We start from the raw sequence: 26,151 nt of genomic DNA, 5'->3' as shown, positions 1-26,151 counted from the left end.
TTTCCTGAGCCGTATCGAGTTGGCTGAGCGTTCGCGGGGCGCGGCACACGCCGCGCCCCCGCGAACGCCTCGCACGCGCTCCCCGAGACCCGACCTACCGCCGTCGAAGCGCGACGAGCGACGCGAGGAGCGCGAGAACCGCGGCCGCCGAGTCGAATCCGGGGACCCTCGTGGTGGAAGCCGTGGTGTCCCCGTCCGTCGTCTCCGTGGCGCTGGTCGGCGTCTCCGCGGTTCGGGTCGGCGCTTCCGGGGTTTCGGTCGCCGCCGCGGTCCGTCGCTCGGGCATCCCCAGCGTCGTGGTCGTCCGCGTCGTCGGCACCTCCGGCGGCGACCCCTCGATGGTGACGTTCGCGATTCCGCGCACGACCGACCCGTTCGCGCGGTACGGTTCGTCGGCCGGGTCGAACGTCCGATTCCCGTTCGAGTCGCGGTAGAGGGTCACGCTGGCGTTCTGGTCGCTCCGAATCGGGGGTCGGAGGTCGGGTTTCGGGAAGCGCCTGCCGGGTCCGAAGAACTCGCTGACGCCGACGATTCCGCCCGAGGCGTTCCGGACCACGACGAACCCGCCGTCCGTCGTCGCCGCGCTCACGTCGTCGATGCGGAGACCCTCGCTCTCGGGCGTCCCGACGAAGAGCGTCCCGCCGGTCGCGTTCCCGACGGCGACGAGCGTCGTCCGGCGGTAGTCCTCGTCGCGTTCGGCCTCGACCATCCGGGCGGCGTAGAGCGCGTCGTCACCGACTCCCGAGAGGTCGAATCGGGCCGCGAACCCGCGCGAACGGTTCACCGTCGCCGTCGCGTTCAGGACGCCGGTCGGGGCTTCGACCGGCCGGAGTCGGACCCGAATCTCGGTGCCCGGCGCGACGGTCGCACGGCCCCGAATCGTCGCGTTCGCGCCGGGTGACAGGCGGACGAGACCCTCGGTCTCGGCCGCGAACTGCGCCCGCGTCTCGCCGACATCGTAGTGGGCCTCCGCGGTGACGTTCTCCGCGACGAGACCGCTGGATTTCCGAAGGCCGAGGCGGACCGCGTGATGTCCGTAGTCCCACCGGTCGTCGGGCGCGAGTTCGGTGTCGCTCCCCAGCGCGTAGTAGGCCGCCCGGCCCACGTCCACGACCAGAAAGAGCGCGCCGTCCCTCCGGTCGGGGACGACCCGGAGCGCGCCGCGTTCGACCGTCTCGTTCAGCGCCAGTCGCGGCGGGCACGCGGTCGGACCCGAGTACTCGAACTCGACGCCCGCCTCGCGGACGAGCGCCCGGAAGTTCGCGGTCGGCGACCCCCGGTCCTGCGCGCCGAGGCGGTCGAGCAGACCGACCGCGCTCCCGTTCAGGTCGATTCGGTGGACCGCGAGGTCGATTGGTGCGACGGTCGCATCGCCGTCAAGCGGCGTCACCCGACCGGCCGAAGTCGCGTCCGCAATCGCGCTCGCGTCCGTCAACTCGTCGTCGGCCGACCCCGGCGCGACCCACGTCGAGACGGAGACGTTCCGGTCTGGGTCTTCGGCGGTTGCGAGTCCCGACCCGACTCCGACCGCGCAGGTCAGCGACTGCGGGCCGTTCTGCGGGTGCGAGGTGACCGACGCCGGAGTCGGGGCGACCGACTGCGGAGTCGCGCCGACTGACAGCGCGGGGACGACGGCCGACGCTACGAGGAGGGCGACGAGGGCCGCGGCGGGAGGAGCGGAGCGCGACATGTCGTAGACGCAACTGTTCGGCGAGTCGGAATAAGTCTTCAGGAACGGTGCCAGAGCGAGCGAAAACGGTCGCGTCTACCGCCGCCCGCCGAGCGTGATGACCCACAGGCCGCCCAATCCGACGAGGTACGAGAGGGAAATCGGGATGGCGATGAGGAACATCGTGTAGAGGCTGTCGGGCGTGAACAGTCCGGCGACGGCGAAGACGGCGATGACCACCTCGCGCCAGCGGTCTTTCATCGCGTCGAACGAGACGAGTCCGCTCCGCTCGAACAGCCACATCGAGAGGGGCACGTCGGCCAGCAGTCCGATTCCGGCCGTGGTGAAAAACACCAGCCAGAAGAAGTTGTTGACCCGGTAGGAGATTATCATCTCGGCCCGAACCGCGTCGCCGACCAGCCACGAGATGATTGTCGGCGCGACGATAGCGTAGCCGAGCGCGCTCCCGGCGACGAGACCGACTGCGATGGTTCCCGACCAGAGACCGAACACGCGGCGGTCCCCGGCGGCGAGTCCGCGCTCTTTCATCGCGGGCCACGCGTAGTACAGGATTAGCGGCAGGACCGCGACGGCCCCGAGCAGGGTCGCAATCTTGACCTCGAACACCAGCGCCTCGACGGGGTGGAGCGTCACGATGTTCAGCACCGTCTCGCCCGACTCCATCTCGGGGCGGACCTCGGCCGGAAGCCGCGAAAGGAAGTCCTCGCGGATGAGTCCGATACCGCCACGGTAGAGGAACATGAACACGCCCGCGAGAACCGCCATGAACACCGCCACGATGCGGAACATCTTGGACGTGAGGCTCTCGAAGATGAAACGGAGGTCGTAGAACCACCCGCCGATGTCCTCCTCGGTAGTCTCGTCTTCGGTGAACGCGTCGGCCATGCCCGCCGCAGTACTCTCGAAGACGTTGCCCGAAGACTCGGACGGCCGGTCGGGTTCGCGGGGGAACGTCGCTTCGTTCAGGTCCTCGCCGTCGTCGCCACCGGCGGCCTCCGCGCCCGCTCCGGCCGCCGCCTCCGCCGCGTCTGCTTCGGCCTCGCCGTCCTCGTCGTCCGGATGAAGTTCGTCGTACCGGTCGAGGATGGCCTGTGCTTTCTCGGCGTCGTCGTTCTCCATCGCCTCGCCAGCGTAGCCGACGGCCTCGTCTTCGCTCATGTCCGCGAAGACTTCGGGCGGGCCGCCCGGACGCCACCGGCGTCGAGGTTTTCGAGGTCGATGTCGCCCGGCGCGCCCGCCGCGGGCGCGCTGACGCCCGCGGCTTGCGCGGCGCTCGCGGCCGCGTCGAGCGCCTTCGTGAGGTAGTAGAGGAACGCGACGACGAACGTGACTAGCGCGACGGCACCCGAGACGACGAGGATGGCCTCGGTTCGCGGAAGCCCGAACGCCTCACCGATTGTCGGGAGCGCGTACTTCGAGGGGAGTTCGGCGTTCACCGACGCCACGCCGACGCGGGTGAAGAACGTCCGAACGAGCAGGAACGCCAGCGCGGGGACGCCCAGAATCCGAATCCAGTCGTCCCGGACCACGCCAGCGAAACTGAGTCGCTCGCTCCCGCGCTTGAGCGTCACGACGATTTTCGTCAGATAGAGGCTGAACGCGTACAGCAGGATGAGCGGGGTCGCCCACATAATCTGAGTGAACGGGTCCGGCGGGGAGGCGACCGCGCCGAACACGAAGATGCCCATGATGGCGTAGCGCCACTTGTCCCGGAACGTCTCGTAGGGGACGATGCCGGTGTAGCCGAGTCCGCTCATCGCCAGCGGGAGTTCCGCGGCCAGACCGAACGACAGCGAGAGGAACGCGATGAACTCCGTCCACTTGACGATGGAGTAGCGCGTCTCGAACCCGGCGGTGATGGCGTTGTTGGCGAGGAACTTGAACATCAGCGGGAAGAACACGCCGTAACCGTACAGCATGCCGCCGACGAACAGTCCGAGTGCGAGCAGGACGAGCAGTGCGATTTTCCACCGCGCAATCGGCGCGCCCGGATACCACGACCGCTTGCGCAGGGAGTCTCGGGAGTAGTAGAGCAACACCGGAAGCGCGATGACGCCGCCCGCGATGGCCCCGATTTTCGCCTGCAAGAGGATAACGTCGAACGGCGTCACGGCGATAATATCGACCGAATCGGCCAGCGACGGCGGCATCTGGGCTTTCGTGACGCTCTTGAGGAACGGCCACCCTGCAGAGCGAAGCGCGTAGAAAGAGGCGACGAAGCCGACGAGGAAGACGATGAACACCTTCTGGAGATGCTCCTGCGCCGTCGAGAGCATCGCTCCGATAGTCTCGCGGCCGCTGTTGACGGCGCGGGCGGTATCCTCGTCCACGACGCTACTTCCAGTCCCAGACATTCTTTGGGAAGGGTAGCCGTGTCTTAGTTATCAATCTTCTCGTCCTTCCAAGAGAAGAAAGCCTATAATGACAGAACCGCTTAGACCGACTGAATGGCTGACGAATCGGAGGCGACGGCCAGCAATCTCACGCCCGCGGAGGACACCGGCGGGTCACGAGAGACGGAAACGCTGAGCAATCCGGCCCCGACGCCGGACGAGCCGCTGGAAGACGAGGAGATGCCGCTGGCCGACCACATAGAGGAGATGGTGAAGCGACTGGCAGTCGTCATCGCCGTCGCGGGCCTCGTCACGGCCGTCGCCCTGCCGTTCTCCGAGCGCGTCATCAACTTCCTCTGGTACAACATCATCCCGTTCGACCAACTCGGAGACCAAGCGCGGCCGCGACTCTACCACCCGCTGGCGCTGGTGCTGACCGAACTCAAGGTCGCCAGCCTCGCGGGGGTCATCGTCGCGCTTCCGGTGTTCGTCTACGAGACGTATCTCTTCATGCGTCCGGGTCTCTACCCCCACGAGCGTCGGTACTACCTCGCGGCGGTGCCGACCAGCCTCGTGCTGGCAGTCGTCGGCGTGGCGTTCGCGTTCTTCCTCGTCCTCCCGGCGGTGTTCACCTACTTCATCTCCTACACCGAGGGGGCCGCACAGTTGGCGTTCGGCCTGACGAAGACGTTCAACCTCATCCTGATGCTGATGGGCTATCTCGCGGTCGTGTTCCAGATTCCGCTGTTCATCATGCTCGCCATCATGATGGGGCTGACGACTCGCCGATGGCTCGCCGACCGTCGCCTGCTGTTCTGGGGCGGGTTCCTCGGCGTCTCGTTCCTGTTCACGCCGGACCCGACCGGGATGGCACCGATTCTGGTCACGCTGACGATGATTACCCTGTTCGAGTCCACCCTGTTCCTCCTGAAGTGGACCGGGAACTGACCCCCGTCCGCGTTCGTCGTCGGGGACAATGTGTCGTTTCCCTCGGCGTAATCGGCATATAACTAAGGGCCAAGGCTACCAACATCAGGTAGCGTTCGCGCCTGCCACATAGCTCGCGTGCCAGCAGCTACGATACCGCAGTTCGCGTGCCAGCAAACTGCCACCCTGGGTGCGAACGCCCATGCCACTTTCTACGCGCCGACTGACGAGCAGTAAGTCGCTACTCCGCGGTCGGGTACTCGGAGTCGAAGACGTTCTCGACTACGGGTTCGTCCGTCTCTTCGGCTTGTTCGTCGTCCCCTTCGGGACTCACGCTTCCGGTCCGATAGCCGTGGAGGTCCAGCGTTACGTGGTCGAAGCCGAGTTCGGTCAGTCGCTCGCGGGCCGCCGCCGCGAAGTCGGGGTTCAGCGCCGCGTCGAGTTCGTCCGAACCGACTTCGATGCGGGCGAGTCCGTCGTGGTCGCGGACCCGAAACTGGGAGAATCCCCACTGGCGGACCAGCGCCTCGGCCCGTTCGACCCGCGAGAGTTTCGACTCGGTGACTTCGAGTCCGGTGGGAATCCGCGACGAGAGACAGGCCATCGAGGGCTTGTCGGCGACCGAGAGGTCGTAGGCGTCGGCCAGCTCCCGGACCTCCTCCTTGTCGATGTCGTGGGCCAGAAGTGGCGAGTAGGCGTCTAACTCCTCGACTGCTCGGAGACCCGGCCGGTGGCCGCCGTCGGCGTCACTGGCGTTGGTCCCGTCGCAGACCACCGGGATGCCGAGTTCTTCGGCGGTCTCGAACATCTTGCCGAGGCGCATCGTCCGGCAGTGGTAGCACCGGTCGTCGTCGTTGACCACGAAGTCGGTGTCGTCCAACTCCGAGAACTCTACGACCTCGTGGCGGACGCCGATTTCGTCGGCGACCCGTCTGGAGTCGTCCAGTTCGGCCTCCGGCAGGGTCTCGCTCTTGGCGGTACAGGCCACGGCGTCGTCCCCGAGTGCGTCGTGGGCCAGCGCCGCGACGACCGACGAGTCCACGCCGCCCGAGAACGCGACCAGCACCCCCTCGCGGTCCGCGAGGTCCTCGCGGACCGCCCGCGCTTTCTCCTCGATAGTAGCCATGTCCCGATGGTTGGAGTCTGCGGGAGAAAAGCGCGTTGAACGCGGCGACGTGGGCGACGACTCGTCACTCCTCGGGGATGCAGTCCAACAGGTCCCACTCCAACTGCGCGAGGTCCTCGGCCGCGGGGTTGTCGCGGTCGATTCGGTACATCTGGCTGTTGCCGACGGTGCGGGTCTTCTCGACGAGTCCGTACGCCACGAGGTCGTCGATGTGGTCGTAGAACGTGCTTCGGTCGATGCCCGCGAGTCGAGAGATGTCCGTGGGGTCGAGGTCACGGTCGTTTTCGCTCAGGAGAGCGACGAGGATGCTAACCTTGGCGTGCGGGCCGAGAACGTCCGTGAGGACGGTGTTCTCCGCTAGCGGCTCGGAAGACGCTTTCTCAGTCCGTGGCGTACTCATGTTAGTACAGGATTTTCGGACGACATCTAGATGTGACGATTTCGTCTCTTCAGCGGAAGATAGCTACCTTCGACGGTGTTGGTGAATAAACGGACGAGTCGGAGCTACCGCGTGGCCAGTAGTCCCGGCGTGCGCGGACGCCTACGGGCGTCCGCGCCGACTCCCGCCATTTGTTTCAACTAGCCAACTAGATTTATATCCGACCGGATGTACGTACGCTCCGTATGTCCTCCGACAGAGGCGACACGACTCGGCGACGACTGTTGAAGAGCATCGGCGCGACCGGCCTCGCGTTCGGCGCGACCGGCGTCTCCAGCGCCCGAGAAGTCCCGACGCGGGAACTGGAGCGGGCGAGCGCGGCGTACGACTCGCCGACTCGCGCGCGGTGGGCCGCCGCTCGCCACGCCGATTCCGTGCTGGCCGAGCTCGCCGACCGCGGCGTCCTCGACCGAGGCGACGCCACCGAACTCGACTTCGAGGACGCGAGCGCCGACCCGTTCTACGCCGACGGTGAGACCGTCGCTCACGTGACGACCGAGACGGCGCTCGACGGGGCGACGGTCGAACTCGCCGTGCGCCCGCAGACCGGCCGTGCCTACGCCACCGTGCGGACCGGCGACGAGGTGTACACTGTCGAGTCTCCCGCCGGAAGCGACGACGTGAGCGTGCAGAACTGCTACTACGAACACGACTGCACGAGTTACGCCTGCGACGGTAGCGGGTGCGTCTACCTCGAACGCCAGTGTTGCAACTACGGGGACGGCTACCGCTGTGACGACTGGTCCCAAGACGGCTGTTGCAGTTGCTGACCAGTCCCGCCACGTCTGGACCGCGAGATAGCAGTTCGTACTGGAGTGCCGACGGTCTCGACCGACCTCGCTGGACCGAATCGCGGCGTCCCAGCGACTTCACAGTCGCGCAGGTGTCGCGGCGGCACCGTCGCCGACGGGACTCGTCCCGCGAATATTTTTAAGCGAGGCGTCGGTACTCCACCCCGAATGGAGTTAGAGGCGATACCCGGCGTCGGGTCGAAGACCGCGGCGGCGCTCTCGGAGTTGGACGACCCCGAGCGCGCGCTCCGGACGGGCGACGTGGCCGAACTCGCCAGCGCGCCCGGCATCACCGAGGGCCGGGCGGCGGCCATCGCGCGCGGGGCAATCCGGGAGCGCCACGACGACCCCGGCGGCTTTCTGGCGACCGACCGCGCCGAGGAACTCTACCGGGACGCGCTCGACCTGCTGAAAGACCGGACGGTCACGAGTTACGGCGAGAAGCGCCTCGAAACCCTCTATCCCAGCGGAGTCGCCTCCCGCGTCGAGGAAGTTCGGGAGTTCGCCGAGCGAGCGACGGACCGCGACCCCGGACACGAGGTGCTGGAGGCGCTGGCCGACGTGGAACCGCTGGCCGACCCGCGGGACGTGTCGGTCCGAGACCGGTGTCTGGCGACCACCGACGCCGAGCGCTACACTGAGGCACAGCAGGCGATTCCCGAGTTGAGCGTCGAGGTGGTCGAAGACACTCGTGACCTCGCGGACCTCGCTCGGGGCTACTCGACCGTCGTCGCGCTGGACGAGGAGTTCGCTGGCGTGGCGGTAGACGGCGACGTGCGGGTCGAACCCGACGCGCTGGAGCGTCCCGCCGAAATCGTCCCCGAGCGGGTGCTGGCGTTCTACGCCGCGAACCGCGACTGCCTGCGCGCCGCCGCCGAAGTCCACCGCACCGCGGGCATCGACCCGCCGCTCGACTTGGACGCGCTCGAATCGACGCTCGAACGCGTGGACTCGGACGGGACCGTGGTCGGCGACGACGAGTTGGACCGCCTCGCGCGGGCCATCGACGACCTCGACGCCGCCGTCTCGACGGCCGAGAGCGTCGCCAACGACGAACTCCGGAGCGCCATCGAGGAGCGCGACGTGACCGTCGAGGGGTCGGACCTGCTCTCGCTGGTCGAACAGGGCGCTGGCGTCGATTCCCTGCTGTCGCGGGAGTTGAGCGACGAGTACGCCACTGCGGTCGAACAGGCCCGCGAGGAACTCGTCGATTCGCTGGACCTCGACTCGGGCGAGGCGTCGGTCGCTCGCCGGGCGTTCCCAGAGGAACCGGCGTTCCCCGTCGAGCGCGACGAAGAAGTCGTCAACCGACTGCGCGAGGACTTGCAGGCCGCGAAGGACCGCCGGGCGACCCGCCGGAAGCGCGAACTCGCCGCGGACCTCGCGGACAGGCGGGCCGACGCCGAGCAGTTGGTCCGGACCGCGCTGGAGTTGGACGTGGAGTTGGCCGTCGCGCGATTCGCCGAGGACTTCGACTGCGTGATGCCGGAGTTCGGGAGTGACGGCGCGGAAGCGTCGGGGTTCGAAATCGAGGGCGGGCGCTCGCCACTCCTCGACGTTGACTTCGCGGACGTGGAACCGGTCGATTACGACGTGTCGGGCGTGGCGCTCCTCTCGGGCGTCAACAGCGGCGGGAAGACCTCGACGCTGGATTTGGTCGCGCTCGTGACTATTCTGGCCCACATGGGCCTGCCGGTGCCCGCCGAGGACGCCAGCGTCGAACGCTTCGGCGAACTCCACTACCACGCCAAGACGCAGGGGACGCTGGACGCGGGAGCCTTCGAGTCCACGCTACGGGAGTTCGCGGGACTGGCGACGGGCGGCGAGCGGACGGCGAGCCACACGGACGGTTCGGGCGGCGGTGCGGACCGCCTCGTCCTCGTGGACGAACTGGAGAGCATCACCGAACCCGGTGCGAGCGCCAAGATTATCGCGGGCATCCTCGAAGAGTTGCGCGGCCGGGACGTGACCGGCGTGTTCGTCTCGCACCTCGCCGCCGAGATTCGGGAGATGGCCGACTACGACGTGCCGGTGGACGGCATCGAGGCGAAAGGTCTGGAGGACGGCGAACTCGTCGTGAACCGCTCGCCGGTGAAGAACCACCTCGCGCGCTCGACGCCGGAACTCATCGTGGAGAAACTGGCGGGCGACTCGGACGGGCAGTTCTACGACAGGTTGCTGGAGAAGTTCTGAGCGAGGGTGTTTTCTATTCGGTAAAAACTTGTATGGGTTGCTTACAGATAGGGTATTGTTTGTTAGAGGTGGATTTTTATTGCTCTGCTGGCGGTCTCTTCTCGGTCGCGGACGGCCCCACTGCGACCGCATCGTGACTACTCCGCACGGCACCGCGACTGTCGAGGATGAACGGGACGAAGAGCCGACTTCGGGCTTGAACCGATGAGAACCGCAACCGCACCCTCCCCAACCGACTCGCTCGCTCCCTGCGGTCGTTCGCCCACCGGCAGAGCAAGCTCTGCCGAGCCGTCCGTCGCTTCGCTTCGGACGACCTCGCGCGGTTGGCGCGCGCGGTTCTGCGCGCGCCAGCACGCGCCGGGCCGACCGGTCCACCGAGCGCCGACGGGCCGACCGCGGACCCTCCCGTCGTCCGAGAAGTCCCCCGGTTGACACCCCTCCGGCCGAAGTCACGGCGGGCGCGCCGAGAGGCCCCGAATCCCCTTCGTAGACCCCTCTCTGCTTTAGTATTTTCGTCCGCCGAAAGGTTAAGTAGCTGGGACAGCGAGGTGAAAGTGATGGCAGACGACCCCGAAGAGGGGATGCTCTCGTGGGACGAATCCGTGTTCCGGAACGAACACGTATTCGAAATCGACTACGTTCCGGAGACGTTCGCCCACCGCGAGAGCGAGATGCGGAGCCTCAAGTACGCGCTCCGCCCCGCCGCCCGCGGTTCCCGCCCGCTGAACGTCATCGCCCGCGGTCCGCCCGGCACCGGCAAGACCACCGCCGTCCAGAAGGTGTTCGGCGAGTTGGGTGCCCAAACCGACGTGCGGACCGTCCGCGTCAACTGTCAGGTCGATTCGACGCGCTACTCGGTGTTCTCCCGCATCTTCGAGGGTATCTTCGAGTACGAACCCCCGTCGTCGGGCATCTCGTTCAAGAAGCTCTTCCGCCAGATTACCGAGAAACTGGTCGAAGAGGACGAAGTACTCGTGGTCGCGCTCGACGACGTGAACTACCTCTTCTACGAGGGCGAGGCCTCCGACACCCTCTACTCGCTCCTCCGGGCGCACGAGGCCCATTCGGGCGCGAAAATCGGCGTTATCGTCGTCTCCTCGGACCTGAACCTCGATGTCATCGAGGACTTGGACGGCCGCGTCCAGAGCGTCTTCCGCCCCGAAGAGGTGTACTTCCCGGTGTACGACCGCGAGGAAATCGCCGACATCCTCCGCGAACGTGTCGAGCGCGGTTTCCACGAGGGCGTCGTCTCGACCGAAGTCCTAGACGAGGTGGCCGAACTCACCGCCGAGAGCGGGGATTTGCGGGTCGGCATCGACCTGCTCCGGCGCGCGGGTCTCAACGCCGAGATGCGCGCGAGTCGGACCGTCAGCCTCCAAGACGTGGAGGAAGCCTACGAGAAGTCGAAGTACGTCCACCTCAGCCACAGCCTTCAGGCCCTCTCGGACAGCGAAATCGAACTGCTCGAAGTCATCGCCCAACACGACGGCGAACGCGCGGGCGACGTGTACGACGCCTTCCACGACCAGACCGGACTGGGCTACACTCGCTACTCGGAGATTATTAACAAACTCGACCAACTCGACATCATCGACGCGACGTACACCAACGTCGAGGGTCGCGGGCGTTCGCGGCAACTCTCGCTTCGCTACGAACCCGACGCGGTGCTGAACCGTCTCGAAGGGAGCTAAGCCGCGAGTTCGGGCCGACCGAAAGAAGAGCGTCGTCCAGACCTTCGTCCGCTCAGACTCGCTGGCCGAGGACCGTCATCAACTCCGCGAGCGTTCCGCTGGTCTCGAAGTTCGAGACGACGGTCCGGCCGCCCTCCGAGACGTTGGCGAACGACAGGTCGAACCGGGCGTTCCGGACCGCCTCGGTCGTGTTGGCGACCGTGACTCCCGAATCCTCGGCGGCCGACTGCACCGACGACAGACTCAACGACCCTTCGTCGGCCAACTCGCGGAGTCGGGAAGCGAACTCGACGTGGGCCGCGGGTATCGTCTCGGGCGGCGCGACGGTCATCGCCATCTCCTCGAAGTCGAATGTTCGGCCCGAGAGGGTCGCGCTCCCGCCGGACGAACTGAGTGCTAGCGCCGTGCCGTCGCGTTGCATCACTACGTCGTTGGCGGCCAGTTCGGTGTCGCCGAGTTGGATGGTCAGTCTGCTCCACTCCGACGCGCCGAGGGCAGTGACCTCCGACAGCGACGCGCCGTCTTGCAACAACTCGCCGCTTCCCGAGGGAACGACGCTTCCCACGGTTCCGGTGGCCGCTATCTCGTCGGCGACGAGTTGGCCGCCGGTCTCGACCGACCCGAGGAACGTCCGAACGCCAGCGTCCTCGCTGACGTTCGCGTCCGCGAGCGCCGAGACCAGCGACGATGCCGAGCGACTCTCGAACGCTTCGACCATCGCCGCCCGAACCGTCGCAAACGTCTCGGCGTCCGCGCCGTCCACGGCGACGCGCGCTTCACCTATCGACATCGGTTCTCCAGCGACCTCCGTCGACCAGTCGGTCGCTCGGAGGAGCATCGTGCCCTCGTCGAAGGCGAAGGTAGCGCGGCCGATAGAGGCGGTGATGCCGCCGAGACTGACGGATACGTCTGCTATCTGTAGCGGGTCGGTTTCCTGTGCGGATGCGTCGGCCGCCGCGCTCCCGACCCCACCGAGCGAGAACGTCGCGGCTGCGAGCATCGCGCCGAACTGACGCCGTTTCATGTTTCTCACGCCGGAGTGCTATTCCGGTTACTGAAATAAATCAACGATACTGTTTGAACTGTTCGGCGGAATAAGCCCCTTTTTCTACTCGGCAACTCGCGTAACTCTGGGTCGTATCGGAGTCTCGGCGGCGCTCGGACGGACTGGCGTACTCGGTCGATAACCGGCTGTTACAGTAAGCGGCCTGTCGTTAGGCAGGTCGTGAGTCGGTCCGAAATGCGCCCGCCGACGGAGATGCCTCCCCGTCTCAGTCGTCGGTCCCCGGTTCGACTTCCACCGGGTCGTCGCCGCGTTCGCCGGTCTGGAGGACGAAGGTGCGCTCTGGCGGCGGCGCGGCCCGGAGTTCGACGGTCTTGGCGAGGTAGTAGTACTTCCGGTTGCCTCGCTCGTAGTGGGCGACGAGACCGGCCTCCTCCATCTTCGAGAGGTGGTGAACCGCTGTCTTACCGTCCATGCCGACCGTCTCGGCGAGTTGGGTGACGTACTGGGGTTCGCGCGAGAGTTCCCGGATAATCCCGATTCGCGCTTTGCTCCCGAGGAGGTCGATGAGCGACACGATAGGACGGGTACGGTCTCCCGCACAAAAAGCGAATCGGCGGAATCGGTCCGGGTTCGGTTCGCGCCGAGACTACCTCGAACCGGGGCCGGACGCTATTAGACGCGCCGCCTCGTACCCGACGACATGGGGGACCGGGTTAACTTGCCCGACGACAGGGACCGACAGCGAACCACCGTGACCGACGGCTTCTTCGAGCGGGAAATTCACCTCTCGCGGCAGGCAACCGCCACGTTCCTCCGGGACTTGGCCGACCAAATCGAGAACGACACCAGCCTCACGCTCGCCTCCCAAGAGTGGGAGATACCCTTCGAGTACCGCGAACCGGTCGAAGTAGAAGTCGAGTTCGCGGGCGGCCGGGAGGCCGAGTTAGAAGTCGAGTTCGAGTTCACGGAACCCCGCGGCGGCGACGAACTCAGCGTGGAGTGAGAGGTCCGGGTCGGGAGCCGTGACTTCTCCGCTCGGTCATTCGTACCGGAGCGCGTCGATGGGGTCGGTCTTCGCGGCGCTCCACGCCGGGTACAGTCCCGCGACGACGCCGACCAAGACTCCCACCGCGACGGCGATGGCGAACCACTCGAAGGGGAGGACGAGGCTCAGGCCGATGTACTGGCCCGCGAGGTAGGCCCCGCCGACGCCGACCGGGATGCCCAGAATCGACCCGAACGTCCCGAGCAGGACCGCCTCCAGCAGGAACAACTGGAGTACGTCGCGGTTCTGCGCGCCGACGGCTTTCATGATGCCGATTTCCTTGGTGCGCTCGGTGACCGAGACGAGCATGATGTTGGCGATGCCGATGGACCCGACGACCAGCGAGATGACCGCGATGCCCGTCACGAAGTTGGTGAGCGTGGTCAGCAACTCCCTTAGTTGGTCCACGAGGTCTTGGTCGGTCTCGACCGAGAAGGCGTAGCTCTCGGGGACGAGTCGGGCCGCGTCCGAGTCGTTGGTCAGGTACGCCCGCACCTCGTCTTTGGCGTCGGGCACCGCGGCGAAGTCCTCGGCGACGACGGTCAGCGTCGGGTAGACGCGCTGGTTCTGGCCGGTCGCGGGACTCTCGATGGTCGTCCGGTAGAAGGGGTCGGTCGGCGTGAACACGAGGGGCTGGGACCCGCCGCCGAGTCCCTCGAAGGCCCCGCCTGCGGCCGAGGCGTTGAGCAGGCCGACGACCTCGGCATCGACCGACTCGCCGGAGGCGAGTCGGAGCGTGACGTTCGACCCGACCGAAAGCGTCGGGTCGAACAACTCGGCGGCCTGTCGGTTCACGACGATTTCGCGCTGGCCCTCGCGGAACGACCGACCCGCCGAGAAGTCGTCGGGGTCGAAGTTCGACGGCGAGGTGGCGATTACCTGTCGCTGAGCGACCGTCTCGCCGCCCGCCGAGATAGCCGCGGTGGGTACCACCCCCCGCGGGACGACCGACCCGACGCCCGAGAGGTTCCGGAGGCGGTCCATGTCGTGGGCGGTGAAGACCGGCTGTGCGCCTGCTCCCGGCCCGCCGTTCTGTCCCTCCGGCCCGGCCCAGACGTAGACGTTCGGCGTACGGTCGGCCCCGACCTGTCCGAGTACGTCGGCCCGGAGGCTGGTTCCGAGCGTGACGAAGGTGATGACTGCCGCGACGCCGATGACGACGCCGAGCGTCGTCAGCGTCGAGCGAAGCTTGTGGCTTCGGATTGCGCGCCAACTGAGGCGTAGGCTCTCTGCGAACTCCATCAGGGGAGGTCGGGTTCGACGCGCCGAGGAGAGTCGATTTCCTCGATTTTCTCGACGGTGCCGTCCAACACGTGAATCACGCGCTGGGCGTGTTCCGCGATGGGTCGCTCGTGAGTCACCATCAGAATCGTGTTGCCCTCGTCGTGGAGTCGCTGGAACAGGCCCATAATCTGTTTGCCCGTCTCTTGGTCCAAGTTCCCGGTGGGTTCGTCGGCGAGGATGATTGCCGGGTCCGCCGCCAGCGCGCGGGCGATGGCGACTCGCTGGCGCTGGCCGCCCGAGAGTTCGTTCGGCCGGTGGTCGCCTCGATTCCCGAGTCCGACCTGCGAGAGCAGGTCTTTCGCCCGGTCGATGCGCTCGCTCTTGCCGACGCCCTGAAAGACGAGAGGGAGAGCGACGTTCTCGGCGGCGGTGAGTTTCGGCATGAGGTTGAACGTCTGGAAGACGAAGCCGATTTCCTCGCCGCGGGCCGTGGTTCGCTTCCGCTGGGAGATAGCCGACACCTCCCGGCCGTTGACCCACACCTCGCCCTCGGTGGGGGTGTCGAGACATCCGATGAGGTTCAGGAGCGTACTCTTGCCCGACCCGCTCGGTCCCATGACCGCGGTGTAGGACCCTCGCGGAATCGACAGGTCAACGCCGTCCAAGGCGTGGACTGGCTCGCCGAGGAAGTACGTCTTGCGCACGTCCCGGAGCGAGACGGCCTCCTCCCGTGGTTGCCCCTCCGAATCCCCCTGCTCGGTCCCCGCGTCGGACTCGGCGTCCGAGTCGCTGGCAGGCATTGTTCTGAGACTTACGGGAGGAATCGCCAAAACACTAGCGCCCGTTGCGCACCGAAACGTCCCGTTGGGTTCGGTCAGTCGGCGTCGTCCAGTGGGACCCGTCGCGTTCGTCGGGCCGAATCTCCTCGCGCCCGTTCGACCAGACTTTTCACCGCTCGCCGCGGAGGTAGCGATATGAAGACGACCGGCGGAAGCGACGCGGAAAAACGGGCGGCGGGCGAGAGCGCGGCCGAGGCGGTCGAAGACGGCACGGTGGTCGGTCTCGGCACGGGTTCGACCGCGGCCCACGCGATTCGGGCCATCGGCCGGAAGGTGGACAGCGGTCTCGACGTGCGCGGAATCCCGACCTCCTTCCAGTCGCGGGAACTGGCGAAGGAGGCCGCGATTCCGCTCACGAGTCTGGACGAGGCGAACGCGGTCCACCTCGCCATCGACGGGGCCGACCAGTTCTCGGGTCCGCATCTGGTGAAGGGCGGCGGCGCGGCCCACGCCCGCGAGAAAATCGTGGACGCGGCCGCCAACCGCCTGCTCGTGGTGGCCGACCCGAGCAAGGCCGCGGGCCAACTCGACCACCCGATTCCGGTTGAGGTCCTGCCCGACGCCAGAACGACCGTGGTCGACGACGTGCGGGCGCTCGGGGGGTCGCCCTCCCTCCGGACCGCCGAGCGAAAGGACGGCCCGGTCGTGACCGACAACGGCAACCTCGTGCTGGACTGCGACTTCGGGGAAATCGCCAACCCCGCGGAACTCGCAGACGACCTCTCGGGACTTCCGGGCGCGGTCGAACACGGCCTGTTCGTCGGGATGGCCGACGAGGTTCACGTCGGCACGGACGACGGCGTGGACGTGAAACGCTTCTGAGGTCGGATTTCGGGCGCGCAGGACTGCGCGCCCGAAATATCCCGCTGAGCGGCCACGAGCGGGCGGGGGCTTTCCGGGTCTTCGTCGCCACGATTCTGCCGGTCACGATAGTACTGCATAGCGAGCCGACAGCGACCAGAACCGGAGAACAACAAAATTATTGCCGAGAGAAATACGAAGATTGCTCGAAGAAAACTAAATAATCGCTTAAAGCGTACAGAACCAAGCCTCCGGCTACGTCGGAGAGTGCGCGATAAAAGAAACTGAGTAGCTCCCGGATTTAAAGGTCGCGGGGCTGGACAGTCTTTCGGTCGTTGGCCTCGGCGCGGCGGGCAGCCTCGTCGAGGAGTTCGTCGACGCGCTCGTCGAGGGCGTCGTAGAAGTCCGACGCCACGTTCTTGTCGTCCAGTGCGTCCTTGACAGCGGCTTTGACGATGAGGTCTGCCATACGACCTTTTCTTTCCTGCCACCCCTAATAAAGCTTCTCAAATTCTCGTGCGAACGGCCCCGTGTCGGTCACTTCCCGGTCATCTATCAAGAAGGCCAAAAAGTATAAATATAAGGCGGTTGTGTGGCCGCGGTTCGGCCGGGTCGGTGGATAGGAGTACGTAGAGCGCCCAGAGTCGGACATGCGCGAACTACTCGAAGCAGTCGCGGCGGGTGAGGTGAGTCCGGCCGACGCCGAGGCCCGACTCGCGGGGTACGCCACGGACGACGCCGGACGGTTCGACGCGGCGCGAGAGACTCGGAGGGGCGTCCCGGAGGCGATTCTGGGCGACGGCAAGACGCCCGAGGAAGTGGCGTCGCTGGCCGACACCGCCGTCGAGACCACCGGTCGGGCCGTCGTCACGCGGACCGACGACGACCAGCGCCGGGCGATACGCCAGCGACTCGCCGACGACCACCCCGACGCCGAGGTGACGGTCCACGACCGTGCGCGCGTCGTCGTCGTCCACGCCGACGACTACGGCCCGCCGGACCTCGACGCGACGGTGGGCGTCGTCACGGCGGGGACCAGCGACGCGATTCCGGCGGGCGAGGCCGCGGTCCTCGCCGACGAGATGGGCGCGAGCGTCGAGCGAATCGAGGACGTGGGGGTCGCGGCGCTGACCCGCATCGTGGACCAACTCGACCGACTCCGCGAGGCCGACGTGCTGGTCGTCGCCGCCGGACGGGAAGGCGCGCTTCCGACCGTGGTCGCGGGACTGGTGAACACCCCCGTCGTCGGCCTGCCGGTCTCGACCGGATACGGTTACGGCGGGGAGGGAGAGGCCGCACTGTCCGGGATGCTTCAGTCCTGTTCAGTGCTGTCGGTCGTGAACGTGGACGCGGGATTCGTCGCGGGCGCGCAGGCCGGACTCGTCGCCAGAGCCATCGACGGCGAGGGTAGCGACGGCGACACTGACGGCGACGACGGGAAACCGCCCGAGTAGCGATACTCCACCCGCCGTTACTCGCGGACAACGGGCGGTTTCTCTCGGCGGAGTTCGGCGGGAGGAACGAGTCGGTGGTCCAATTATCGAAAACGTTCTTTGGGTTTCGGAAAAAGAGACTCACAACTGGGAAGCATTTTTGGTGTTGCGTGACAAAGATTTGGACGCTGGCAGTTACCCTGCCAGATGAAACCCAATGCCAAAGTGTGACCACTGCGGCGCGCACGTCTCCGACCGATTCGCACGGGTATTCGCCGACGAGAACGGCCGCGTCCGCGCATGCGTGTCGTGTTCGGCGAACGCCGGAATCGCGGAAGTCGCGCGCCAACGCGCCAGAGAGGCACGAGCATAGCCCGCACAACGGGCGGGAATCGAAACGCTAAGAACCACCACGCGAAGCCTGTAAGGCGTGTCGGTCCACTGGGTCTACATTATCGAGTGCGACGACGGCAGTTTTTACACCGGTTACACCACCGACGTAGAGCGCCGCGTCCGCGAACACGACCGCGGCGAGGGCGCGAAGTACACCCGCGGCCGAACCCCGGTCGAACTCGCCCACCGCGAGCGGTTCGACTCGAAGTCGGCGGCGATGTCCCGCGAGTACGAAATCAAGCAGATGTCTCGGGCCGAGAAAGAGCGGTTGGTCGAGGACGAGGGGTGACTACTCACGCTAACGGGTCGTCCTCGGGCACCGACGCCGGGAGGCCGACCAACTCCGCGCTCCGTTCCCACAGTCGCTCGCGCAACCCCGCGTCGGCGGCGGCCGACGCGGGGGTCGCTCGCTCGCGCCGGTCGAAGTACGCGCCGGACGCGTCGGCCACCTCCTCGCTGGTTACGAGGTAGGCCAGCGCGTCGGCGGCCCCTTCGACGCTCTCGAAGGGACCGACGGGCGCGATGCTGGCGACCAGTGACGCGGCGGTCGTGAACGCCCGCGAGAACCCCGTCGCGTTCCGAACGAGATTGGTGTTCGGAATCCATCCGGGATGGACGCAGTTTGCGGTCACGCCGGACTCGGCGAGTCGCTCGGCCAACTCGACGGTAAACAGGACGTTCGCCAGTTTCGAGTCGGCGTAGGCGTCGAGTCCGTCGAAGTCCTCGCCCCGGACGACCGATTCGAGGTCGGCCAGCGACCCGTCCTCGTGGAGTGCGCTACTCGTAGTGACGACTCGTGCGGGCGCGCTCTCGCGCAAGCGCGAGGCGAGCAGGTTCGTGAGCAGGAACGGCGCGAGGTGGTTGACTGCGAAGGTGAGTTCGACGCCCTCGTCGGTCGTCCGGCGTTCGCTATGGGAGGTCCCAGCGTTGTTCACCAGTACGTCGAGGCGGTCGTAGTCGGCCCGGACCTCGCGGGCCAACTCCCGAACCGCGTCGAAGTCCGCGAAGTCGGCCCGGTAGAACTCGCCCGCGCTCTCGGGATGAGCGCGCCGGACTTCCGACAGGACTTCTCGTCCGGCCTCGCGGTCCCGTCCAGTGAAGAGAACCGTCGCGCCTCCCTCGGCGAGTCGCAGGGCCGCCTCTCGGCCGATACCGCTCGTCCCGCCGGTGAGGAGGACGACTCGGGCCACGTTCAGTCGTCCGCGTCGGCCTCGGCCTGTTGGCCCTCCGGGTCTGCGGTCTCCTCGTCCACCCCGGCGTCGGGCGCGGTCACGTCCGGGTGGATGAAGGCGTACTCGACGGCCTGCTCGCCGAGTTTCCGGACGCGCTCTTCGATTGACTCGTCCACGATTTCGCCGTCCTCGATTTTGTCCCGCGCGTTCCGGATGCCGACCTGATGGGGCAGGACCCACGCGTGGACGCCGCGTGCGGTCACGCGCATGTGGTCGAGCGTGCTGGCGAACGACCCGCCGCCAGCGACCGTGAGCAGGCCGACGGTGGTGTCCTCGTACTCGTCGAAGCTACAGTAGTCGTGGACGTTCCGGAACGCCGACGAGTACGACCCGTGGTAGACCGGACTGCCCCAGATGACCGAATCCGCGTCCCGAATCTTGCGCTTGAGTTCGGTCGCTTCCGGCGGTTCGTCCTCGTCGGGGTCGAAGACGGGCAGGTCGTACTCGCGCACGTCGAGCAGTTCGGTCTCGGCACCGCGTTGCTCGGCGGCGTCGAGGACGTGTCTCAGGGCCGCGCGGGTGTAACTTCCGTCCCGCATACTTCCGGCGAGAGCGACGACGACAGGGGTCTGTTTCATCTTGGACGAGAGTAGGGGTCTAGAGGGGAAAACAGTTTCCGGAACCACATTTTTGTAAAAATTTAGACTTTTCTGGCGCGCTCAGTCCGCGGCGTCCTCGACGCTCCGGGTCGGCGCGTCGAGCGGCGACCCGACGCCGAGGACCGCCAGCGACCCGACCACCAGAATCGCGCCGAACAGACCGATGGTCGGGACGATTCCGAGCGCGTCGGCGAGTCGGCCCGCCCCGAGTTCGAAGGGGACGGTGACGAGGTTGTAGACCATCCCCGCGGTACTCAGCACCGTCGCGCGCCCGACCGACTCCACTCGGTCGTTGATGTACTGGTTCGCCAGCGGCATCATCACGCTCCGAGAGCCTCGCATCACGAGAAAGACCGGAATCGCCGCGGCCGGGAGGAGCGCGATGACGACGAACAGCGCGCCGAGCAACGGCGGCGCGACGGAGAACCACCGTCGGATGCCGACGACCCTTCGAATCCAGTCGGTCCGGTAGCTGACCGCGGCGGCGACGGCCGTGAACCCGCCGTAGAGCCACCCGAGAGCGCTGACCGACAGGCCGAGCGTCTCGACGCCGAACGGTTGGACGAAGAAGTTGACGCCCCAGTAGACCCCGAAGAAGAGACCGAGGTAGAGAACGAACGACCGGAGCGGCGGTTTCGAGAACCGCTCGCGGACGATTGGAAGCGCGTCCAAGACAGTGAATCGCTCGGCGTCGGCGTCGTCTCCCTTTCCGGGCGTCGATTCGGGAAACGACAGCAGGACCGGGACGCTCGTCGCGGTCACGGCCGCCGACGCGAGGTAGGCCGCGGGCATCCACGCCTCGGCGATGTACCCTCCGAGAACGCCGGTTGCACCCATCACGACGTACATGACGGCGTTGCCCCGCCCGCGGACGCGAGCGAAGTCGTCCTCGTCCATCCGGGCCTTCAGCGTGTCGTAGAGCCACGCGTCGGCGGTTCCCGACCGGAACGTCGAGGCGAACGCCCAGAACGCGAACACCACCGCGAAGTGGACGAATTTGTGAGAGACTGCCATCGCCACCTGCGCGACGGTGATGGCGACGCTGGCGACGAGCAGACTGTTCCGGCGGCCGATTCGGTCGCCGACGACGCCGGTCGGAATCTCGAACAGGACCAGACCGGCCCACCAGATGGCGTCCACGACGCCGACCAGCGCGTAGGACTCGACGTTGACCTTCACGTAGTAGTACCAGATGGGCGTGGCGAACCCGGCGGCCATCGCCGCTCGATAGAGGTAGTACTTGGCGACGTGGCCCGTCGGTCGAGTCGCGTCCGGTCTCACGTCCGGCGCTACAGGTCCGGGCTACAAAACTGTCGGCGGAAGCGAGTTTCTGTAGAAGAGCTTGCAGGTTCGTGTGAGAGAGCCACGCGGTGGTTTTTTCGGCGGGGGTAGCGACGGTTGGAGTATGGAGACGCCGATTTCGTTCGGGACCGACGGTTGGCGAGCGACGCTGGACGAGTTCACCGCGCCTCGGGTCCGCATGGTCGGACAGGCGGTCGCAGACTACCTCCGGGAGGTGGAGGGCCGCGAAGGGGGAACCGTCGCAGTCGGCTACGACGCCCGCGAGACTTCGCGCGGGTTCGCCGAGGAACTCTGCCGGGTGCTGGCGGCCAACGGCTTCGACGCCCTGATTCCGCCGCGAGACTGTCCGACGCCGCTGGCGGTGTGGACCATCGCCGACCGCGAGTTGGCCGGTGCGCTGGTCGTCTCGGCGAGTCACAACCCGCCGAACTACAACGGCGTGAAGTTCTTCCCCCACGACGCCGCGCCCGCCCTGCCGGAAGTCACCGACGAAATCATGGCCCGAATCGGGGAACCCCGCGCGCTCCCCGAGGAGGAACACGGGAGCGTCCGCGAGGAGGACCTGCTGGAGGCCTACGCCGACCACGCCTTCGAACTCGTCGGCGTCGGTCCCGACGCCGACGCGGACTTGGCGGGCCTCGAAGTCGTCTACGACGCGATGCACGGGTCGGGCCGCGGGTTCACCGACGAACTGCTCGAACGCGCCGGTGCGACCGTCCACCGGCGGCGGTGCGAGCAGGACCCCGACTTCGGCGGCACGAACCCCGAACCCAGCGCCGAGAACCTGCAGGGTCTCGCGGAGGAAGTCCGCGAGCGAGACGCCGACCTCGGCATCGCCAACGACGGCGATTCGGACCGAATCGCCGTCGTGACGCCCGAGCGAGGTTTTCTGGACGAGAATCTCTTCTTCGCGGCCACCTACGACTACCTGCTCGAAGACGACTCGGGTCCTGCGGTCCGGACCGTCTCGACCACGTTCCTCGTGGACCGCGTGGCCGAGGCCCACGGCGAGGACGTGGTGGAGACCGCAGTCGGCTACAAGTGGGTCGCCGAGGCGATGAAAGACGCCGACGCGCTCGTCGGCGGCGAGGAGTCGGGCGGATTCTCCATCCGGGGCCACGTCCGGGAGAAAGACGGCGTGCTGATGGCGCTACTCGCCGGAGCGGTCGAGAGCGAGCGGTCCTACGACGACCGAGTGGACGCCCTGCTCTCCGAGTTCGGCGAGATTCACCAGCACAAGGTCAGCGTGGACTGCCCCGACGACCGGAAGCAGGACGTGCTGTCCGCTCTCGAAGCCGAACTCCCCGACGAGGTGGCGGGCGAGCGCGTCGAGAGAGTCAACGACACCGACGGGTTCAAGATTCTGCTCGAAGACGGGTCGTGGTTGCTGGTCCGGCCGAGCGGTACCGAACCCAAGATGCGCATCTACGCCGAGGCCGACAGCGAGGCCCGCGTCGAGGAACTACTGGACGAGGGCCGGGAGTTGGTCGAACCGCTGGTGTGAGACCAATCGGTTCGCCGGAAGGCCGAGATTATCGGTCGAACGCACGCGCTAACAGGGCAGACCAGTCGGGACGATTCGTCAGGACGCGGCCCTCTGAGTTTTTGACCTCCTCTCGGTGGCGTTCGGCTTCGGTCATGTCGGTAGCTGAGCAGTTGTCGTCGGTCACGGATTGCCCGATGATAGTCCGGATTCGTAAAATCTCGCATTTTAGTCTACTTTCTTACTCCGCCTCCCCGAAGTCGAGCAGTCCGCCGGGATTCGCGTAGTAGACGTACGCCAGTCCGAGTCCCAACGCCACGGCCAACACGCCGAGCAGGTCGCTCGCTCCGACCGAGAATCCGTCGGAAATCGTCACGTAGGCCATCACGAGGGCGAACGCGGTCCAGATGACGGCGACTCGTCGGCGTCGTTGTTCGTCCATGCGCGATAGGGGGCGTTCGGGGAAGTTGGTTCTGTTGGGACGGTCTCCGCGTTCGTCCGCGGCCGTATTCGGACGTGGCTCAGCAGTGTACGTATTTGTTTAAGAAACTATAGTCGTTGCTTAGTGGTTATAGAGAATTGTCTCTCGGTATCTATGGCCGACCCCTGCGTTTCGCGTGGAGCGACGGCACTGCTGGCGTTCGGACCCGCGGGCGAGTTCGAGACGGGGGACTGCTCCGTACAGCACCCTCCGCACCGCGACGGCAGACGATTCGGGACGGCTAGCTTCAGACTTGAACCAATCGGACCGCAACCGCACAGCACCGCAACCGCCCCGCCACCGCGGGCCACGCCCTCCCCAACCGACTCCCTCACTCCCTCCGGTCGTTCGGTCCTCCCTCGCGCGGGTTGGCGCGGACGTTTACGACCGCGCCAGCGCGCGCCGACGCCGTAGCGTCCGAACTGCCGACCCCGGTCAGTCCGCCCCGTCGTAGCGACCCCGGAGTCGGTCCCCGTCGCCCTCGACCGGCGTAATCTCGAAGCCCAGCGACTCGTAGAACGGTCGGACGCTCGGGTCGAACTCGGCGGTGAGTCGGCCGCGGCGTTCCGCCGCGGCGCGGACCAGCGCGGACCCGACGCCCTGCCCGCGCCGGGCGCGCCGGACCGCCACGGCGTCGACGTGCGCGCCGTCGTCCGGTGCTAGGAGAACCAGCGCGCCCAGAACCGGCGCGTCGTCGCCCTCGCTGGCTACCAGCACGTCCCCGGCGTCGGTTCGCTCGCCGAGGTTCGCGCGAACCTCCAGCATCGCGGCGTCGAGGACCCGGCGCACCCCGAGTCGGTCGTCGCGGGTCGCTTCGCGGACTGTGACCGACATCTCGCGTCCCGTCAGTCGCTCTCCCATTCGAGCGCCCGGTCCACCATCGCCAGCACGTCGTCCACCGAGGGGTGGTCTGACGGACTGTCGCCGCGGTGGACGGCGTGGAGTCGCAGGTCGCCGCCGCGGGCGTCCAGCACCGCCGTCTCGGGCATCCGGCCCACGAGGTCGATGCGCGCGCCGAGTCCGCCCAAGCGCGTCGGTTGGCCGTACTGCTCGCTCGCGGTCTTCTCCGCGTCGGCCACCAGCGCGTACGGCAGGTGAAACTTCTTCTGGAACTTCCGGGCCTTCCCCTTCGACTCGGGCAGGACCGACACCACCGCGGCGCTCCGGTCGCGGAATTCCCGGTAGCGGTCGGCGACCGCTTTCACCTGCTGGCGACACGCCCGCGAGTGATAATCGCGCTGGAACAGCACCACGAGCGCGTCGTTCTTCGGGTCGGCCGCGAGGTCCGCGAGTCGCAGGGGGTCCGGCCCGACCCCGGCGTTGGGCAACTCGAAGTCGAGGTCCGAGACGCCGAGGCGGTCCGGGACGCCGGGGTCGCCGGTTCGTCGCTCGGCGTCGGCTTCTTCGCTCCCGCCCTTGATGAGCCGCAGGACCTTCACGTGGTCGGTCTCGACGGGTTGGTCCTCGGGAACCGGGCGGCCGTCCACCATCACCGACACCTCGTGAGGGCTGAGGTCCACCTCGGCCAGCAGGTCGGCGTAGGTCGCGTCCTCGACTTCGAAGTCGTGGCTCCCTTCGCCGACGACTTCGACAGTGACGTTCATGCAGTAGGGTTTTCGCGGCGCAAGTGGTAAGCGTGTCGGGAATCGCGGCCGTGGGTTCGCTTTGGTCGTCTTCGGAGTCGGTTCGGTCGGTCTTCGTCAAGGGGAACAGGTCGGGGAAGCTAGCGACAGGCTTGAACCAATCAGACCGCACAGCACCGCACCCGCGCCGCCACCACGGACCACACGCCTCCCCAACCGATTGCGCGTCTCGCTCCCTCCGGTCACTCGATGTTTGCGAACGACGTTCACAAATCAGCGAGACGCGAAGCGTCTCGCAAGCCTCATCCCTCGCACGAGTTGGCGCGAGATGAACTCACGCCGGGGGACAACCCGCGTCCCCCGAGCAGTCGGCGCGGAGCGCCGACGACGCCAGCGCGCGCCGGAGTCGTCCGTCAATTCATTTGAAATCCGGTGTCTATTCATTCGAAATCCGGGGGCGGTCCCCCGAGCGCCATCGAGCGACTCACATCGTCGTCTCCGCATCGGAGTCCGAGCGCCGTTCCCGGCGTCGCTGATACCGACCCCACAGGCCGAGCGCGAACGCGCCGAGTCCGAACAGGAGGACGAAGAACTGCACGAGACCGCCGAGAATCGGGACGAATCCGACCACCGAGACGGCGAGCAGACCCACCACCAGCGCCGCCCACCGGTTGTCCGAGTCCGCGAGACCGAGCGCCCACCTTCCGAGCGCGAACGCGCCGTAGACGTACCCGAACCACAGCGCGAGCGGATAGAGCAGGATGACGAGCAGTCCGAGCGGAATCCCGACCAGCGAGACGAAAAACAGGGCCGCCAGTATCGGAATCCCGACGAACAGCGCGAGTCCGACGCCGCCCGCCCGCAGGGGACTCCCGGTCGCTCGCTCCGCCACGGTCTCGGAGAACCGCGGCAGGAGCAGCAGGACGACTGCCCCGAGGACGAGATTCACCAGAAAGCCGTACACCCACCCGACCCAGTTGGGGACCAGCGGTCCGTCGAACCCGACGTTCACGCCGAGGTCCGAGTCCTGCCGGACTTCGCCGTCGATTCGGGAACCCTCGGCCCGGTCTAAGTTCCCGTCGTACACGAAGTCGCCGCCGACGACCGCACTCGACCCGAGGGTGACGCTCTCCGCGCCGACCCGAACGTCCTCGCCGACTTCGCCGTTCAGGACGACGTTGCCCGCTCCGGTCTCCAATTGGCCGCCGACCCGCGCGCCCTGCGCGAGGAGGACGTTGCCGCCGACGGCGCTGGCGTCGCCGGTCACGGTCCCGTTGATTCGGACGTTGCCAGCGACGGCGTTCAGGTCGCCGTTCACCCGGCCGTTCACGAAGACGTTGCCACCGAAGGCGTCGAGGTTGCCGTTCACCGTCCCGCGGACGATTACCGTGCCGCCGAACGCCGACAGGTCGTCGTCGACGGTCTCTCCCTCTTCGACGACGACGGTGCCGCCGGTCCGGGTCTCGTCGGCCGCGACCGGCGCGGGCACCGCGGCGACGACCAGCAGAACCGCGACGGCGAGTGCGAATCGCTTGTCCAT

27 protein-coding genes and 1 pseudogene are annotated in these 26,151 nt (G+C 66.9%); 10 read left to right on the top strand and 18 right to left on the bottom strand.

The annotated features are described in order from the left end of the window. Positions 1–94: 94 nt before the first annotated feature. From P2T60_RS14330 to tatC (P2T60_RS21755), 3 genes are all read right to left on the bottom strand, one after another. Positions 95–1,690, bottom strand: coding sequence for a DUF7282 domain-containing protein (locus tag P2T60_RS14330; RefSeq protein WP_276279926.1), 1,596 nt, complete (start codon positions 1,688–1,690; stop codon positions 95–97). A 75-nt stretch (positions 1,691–1,765) separates the two neighbouring features. After that, entirely contained in the window at positions 1,766–2,848 is a 1,083-nt protein-coding gene (gene tatC, locus P2T60_RS21760; protein ID WP_337250827.1) for a twin-arginine translocase subunit TatC, read from the bottom strand. Further along, the gene (tatC, locus tag P2T60_RS21755) at positions 2,845–4,044 is read right to left on the bottom strand and encodes a twin-arginine translocase subunit TatC (protein ID WP_337250826.1); all 1,200 of its coding nucleotides are present in this window, start codon (positions 4,042–4,044) and stop codon (positions 2,845–2,847) included. The genes tatC (P2T60_RS21760) and tatC (P2T60_RS21755) overlap by 4 nt, the downstream gene beginning before the upstream one ends. A gap of 93 nt (positions 4,045–4,137) precedes the next feature. Here tatC (P2T60_RS21755) and tatC (P2T60_RS14320) point away from each other — a divergent pair, with 93 nt between their 5' ends. Beyond that, on the top strand, positions 4,138–4,971 hold the full coding sequence (gene tatC, locus P2T60_RS14320) for a twin-arginine translocase subunit TatC (RefSeq protein WP_276279925.1): 834 nt from the start codon (positions 4,138–4,140) through the stop codon (positions 4,969–4,971). Between the two features lie 220 nt (positions 4,972–5,191). Here the strand turns inward: tatC (P2T60_RS14320) and larE are convergent, their stop codons facing one another. Further along, the gene (gene larE / locus P2T60_RS14315; RefSeq protein WP_276279924.1) at positions 5,192–6,076 is read right to left on the bottom strand and encodes an ATP-dependent sacrificial sulfur transferase LarE; all 885 of its coding nucleotides are present in this window, start codon (positions 6,074–6,076) and stop codon (positions 5,192–5,194) included. Between the two features lie 64 nt (positions 6,077–6,140). Beyond that, positions 6,141–6,476, bottom strand: a complete 336-nt coding sequence (locus P2T60_RS14310) for a winged helix-turn-helix domain-containing protein (RefSeq protein ID WP_276279923.1) — start codon at positions 6,474–6,476, stop codon at positions 6,141–6,143. Between the two features lie 224 nt (positions 6,477–6,700). On the opposite strand from P2T60_RS14310, the gene P2T60_RS14305 reads away from it, so the two are divergent. From P2T60_RS14305 to P2T60_RS14295, 3 genes are all read left to right on the top strand, one after another. Then, complete coding sequence (locus tag P2T60_RS14305; protein ID WP_276279922.1) at positions 6,701–7,285, top strand: hypothetical protein; 585 nt, start codon at positions 6,701–6,703, stop codon at positions 7,283–7,285. A gap of 189 nt (positions 7,286–7,474) precedes the next feature. Next, positions 7,475–9,499, top strand: a complete 2,025-nt coding sequence (locus tag P2T60_RS14300; protein WP_276279921.1) for a MutS2 family protein — start codon at positions 7,475–7,477, stop codon at positions 9,497–9,499. A 557-nt stretch (positions 9,500–10,056) separates the two neighbouring features. Next, positions 10,057–11,190, top strand: a complete 1,134-nt coding sequence (locus tag P2T60_RS14295; RefSeq protein ID WP_276279920.1) for an ORC1-type DNA replication protein — start codon at positions 10,057–10,059, stop codon at positions 11,188–11,190. A gap of 52 nt (positions 11,191–11,242) precedes the next feature. On the opposite strand, the gene P2T60_RS14290 is transcribed toward P2T60_RS14295, so the two are convergent. Both P2T60_RS14290 and P2T60_RS14285 read right to left on the bottom strand, forming a co-directional pair. Next, positions 11,243–12,214: a hypothetical protein gene (locus P2T60_RS14290; protein WP_276279919.1), complete on the bottom strand. Its 972-nt coding sequence runs from the start codon at positions 12,212–12,214 to the stop codon at positions 11,243–11,245. 247 nt (positions 12,215–12,461) lie between these two features. Then, a complete protein-coding gene (locus P2T60_RS14285) occupies positions 12,462–12,770 on the bottom strand; it encodes an ArsR/SmtB family transcription factor (RefSeq protein ID WP_276279918.1) in 309 nt (102 codons plus the stop codon). Between the two features lie 126 nt (positions 12,771–12,896). Here P2T60_RS14285 and P2T60_RS14280 point away from each other — a divergent pair, with 126 nt between their 5' ends. Then, complete coding sequence (locus P2T60_RS14280; RefSeq protein WP_276279917.1) at positions 12,897–13,199, top strand: amphi-Trp domain-containing protein; 303 nt, start codon at positions 12,897–12,899, stop codon at positions 13,197–13,199. Positions 13,200–13,235: 36 nt separating this feature from the next. Here P2T60_RS14280 and P2T60_RS14275 read toward each other — a convergent pair whose 3' ends face one another. Both P2T60_RS14275 and P2T60_RS14270 read right to left on the bottom strand, forming a co-directional pair. Beyond that, positions 13,236–14,483 carry an ABC transporter permease gene (locus tag P2T60_RS14275; RefSeq protein ID WP_276279916.1) on the bottom strand — a complete coding sequence of 416 codons (1,248 nt, stop codon included), beginning with the start codon at positions 14,481–14,483 and terminating at the stop codon, positions 13,236–13,238. Then, positions 14,483–15,265, bottom strand: a complete 783-nt coding sequence (locus tag P2T60_RS14270) for an ABC transporter ATP-binding protein (RefSeq protein ID WP_276279915.1) — start codon at positions 15,263–15,265, stop codon at positions 14,483–14,485. The genes P2T60_RS14275 and P2T60_RS14270 overlap by 1 nt, the downstream gene beginning before the upstream one ends. Positions 15,266–15,439: 174 nt before the next feature. Between P2T60_RS14270 and rpiA the strand changes: the two genes are divergently transcribed. Continuing rightward, on the top strand, positions 15,440–16,126 hold the full coding sequence (gene rpiA, locus P2T60_RS14265; protein ID WP_276279914.1) for a ribose-5-phosphate isomerase RpiA: 687 nt from the start codon (positions 15,440–15,442) through the stop codon (positions 16,124–16,126). Positions 16,127–16,406: 280 nt separating this feature from the next. Here the strand turns inward: rpiA and P2T60_RS14260 are convergent, their stop codons facing one another. Then, entirely contained in the window at positions 16,407–16,574 is a 168-nt protein-coding gene (locus P2T60_RS14260; RefSeq protein WP_135823380.1) for a DUF1931 family protein, read from the bottom strand. Between the two features lie 181 nt (positions 16,575–16,755). Here P2T60_RS14260 and larB point away from each other — a divergent pair, with 181 nt between their 5' ends. From larB to P2T60_RS14250, 3 genes are all read left to right on the top strand, one after another. Further along, positions 16,756–17,559, top strand: coding sequence for a nickel pincer cofactor biosynthesis protein LarB (gene larB, locus P2T60_RS14255; RefSeq protein ID WP_276279913.1), 804 nt, complete (start codon positions 16,756–16,758; stop codon positions 17,557–17,559). Positions 17,560–17,755: 196 nt separating this feature from the next. Continuing rightward, positions 17,756–17,911 carry a DUF7563 family protein gene (locus tag P2T60_RS21905; protein ID WP_420028685.1) on the top strand — a complete coding sequence of 52 codons (156 nt, stop codon included), beginning with the start codon at positions 17,756–17,758 and terminating at the stop codon, positions 17,909–17,911. A gap of 57 nt (positions 17,912–17,968) precedes the next feature. Beyond that, the gene (locus P2T60_RS14250) at positions 17,969–18,220 is read left to right on the top strand and encodes a GIY-YIG nuclease family protein (RefSeq protein ID WP_276279912.1); all 252 of its coding nucleotides are present in this window, start codon (positions 17,969–17,971) and stop codon (positions 18,218–18,220) included. Between the two features lie 4 nt (positions 18,221–18,224). On the opposite strand, the gene P2T60_RS14245 is transcribed toward P2T60_RS14250, so the two are convergent. The 3 genes from P2T60_RS14245 to P2T60_RS14235 all read right to left on the bottom strand — a co-directional run bounded on the left by P2T60_RS14245 (position 18,225) and on the right by P2T60_RS14235 (position 21,043). Beyond that, entirely contained in the window at positions 18,225–19,121 is an 897-nt protein-coding gene (locus tag P2T60_RS14245; RefSeq protein WP_276279911.1) for an SDR family oxidoreductase, read from the bottom strand. A gap of 2 nt (positions 19,122–19,123) precedes the next feature. Then, a complete protein-coding gene (locus P2T60_RS14240) occupies positions 19,124–19,741 on the bottom strand; it encodes an NADPH-dependent FMN reductase (protein ID WP_276279910.1) in 618 nt (205 codons plus the stop codon). 81 nt (positions 19,742–19,822) lie between these two features. Continuing rightward, positions 19,823–21,043, bottom strand: coding sequence for an MFS transporter (locus tag P2T60_RS14235; RefSeq protein ID WP_276279909.1), 1,221 nt, complete (start codon positions 21,041–21,043; stop codon positions 19,823–19,825). 124 nt (positions 21,044–21,167) lie between these two features. On the opposite strand from P2T60_RS14235, the gene P2T60_RS14230 reads away from it, so the two are divergent. Continuing rightward, entirely contained in the window at positions 21,168–22,568 is a 1,401-nt protein-coding gene (locus tag P2T60_RS14230) for a phosphoglucomutase/phosphomannomutase family protein (RefSeq protein ID WP_276279908.1), read from the top strand. 220 nt (positions 22,569–22,788) lie between these two features. On the opposite strand, the gene P2T60_RS14225 is transcribed toward P2T60_RS14230, so the two are convergent. The 5 genes and pseudogenes from P2T60_RS14225 to P2T60_RS14205 form a co-directional block, all read right to left on the bottom strand. Beyond that, entirely contained in the window at positions 22,789–22,989 is a 201-nt protein-coding gene (locus P2T60_RS14225; RefSeq protein WP_276279907.1) for a hypothetical protein, read from the bottom strand. Between the two features lie 474 nt (positions 22,990–23,463). Further along, the gene (locus tag P2T60_RS14220; protein ID WP_276279906.1) at positions 23,464–23,862 is read right to left on the bottom strand and encodes a GNAT family N-acetyltransferase; all 399 of its coding nucleotides are present in this window, start codon (positions 23,860–23,862) and stop codon (positions 23,464–23,466) included. Positions 23,863–23,873: 11 nt separating this feature from the next. Then, complete coding sequence (locus tag P2T60_RS14215) at positions 23,874–24,449, bottom strand: peroxiredoxin family protein (RefSeq protein ID WP_337250850.1); 576 nt, start codon at positions 24,447–24,449, stop codon at positions 23,874–23,876. Next, positions 24,438–24,632, bottom strand: a pseudogene (gene samp2, locus P2T60_RS14210) (ubiquitin-like small modifier protein SAMP2); the annotation flags it as partial. The pseudogene samp2 and the gene P2T60_RS14215, both read right to left, overlap by 12 nt. A gap of 463 nt (positions 24,633–25,095) precedes the next feature. Beyond that, complete coding sequence (locus P2T60_RS14205) at positions 25,096–26,151, bottom strand: bactofilin family protein (RefSeq protein WP_276279905.1); 1,056 nt, start codon at positions 26,149–26,151, stop codon at positions 25,096–25,098.

The sequence above is a fragment of the Halorussus caseinilyticus genome (assembly GCF_029338395.1).
Classification (GTDB): domain Archaea; phylum Halobacteriota; class Halobacteria; order Halobacteriales; family Haladaptataceae; genus Halorussus; species Halorussus caseinilyticus.
The sequence above is the reverse complement of the archived record's forward strand: the minus strand, read 5'-3'. Positions and strand labels throughout refer to the sequence as shown.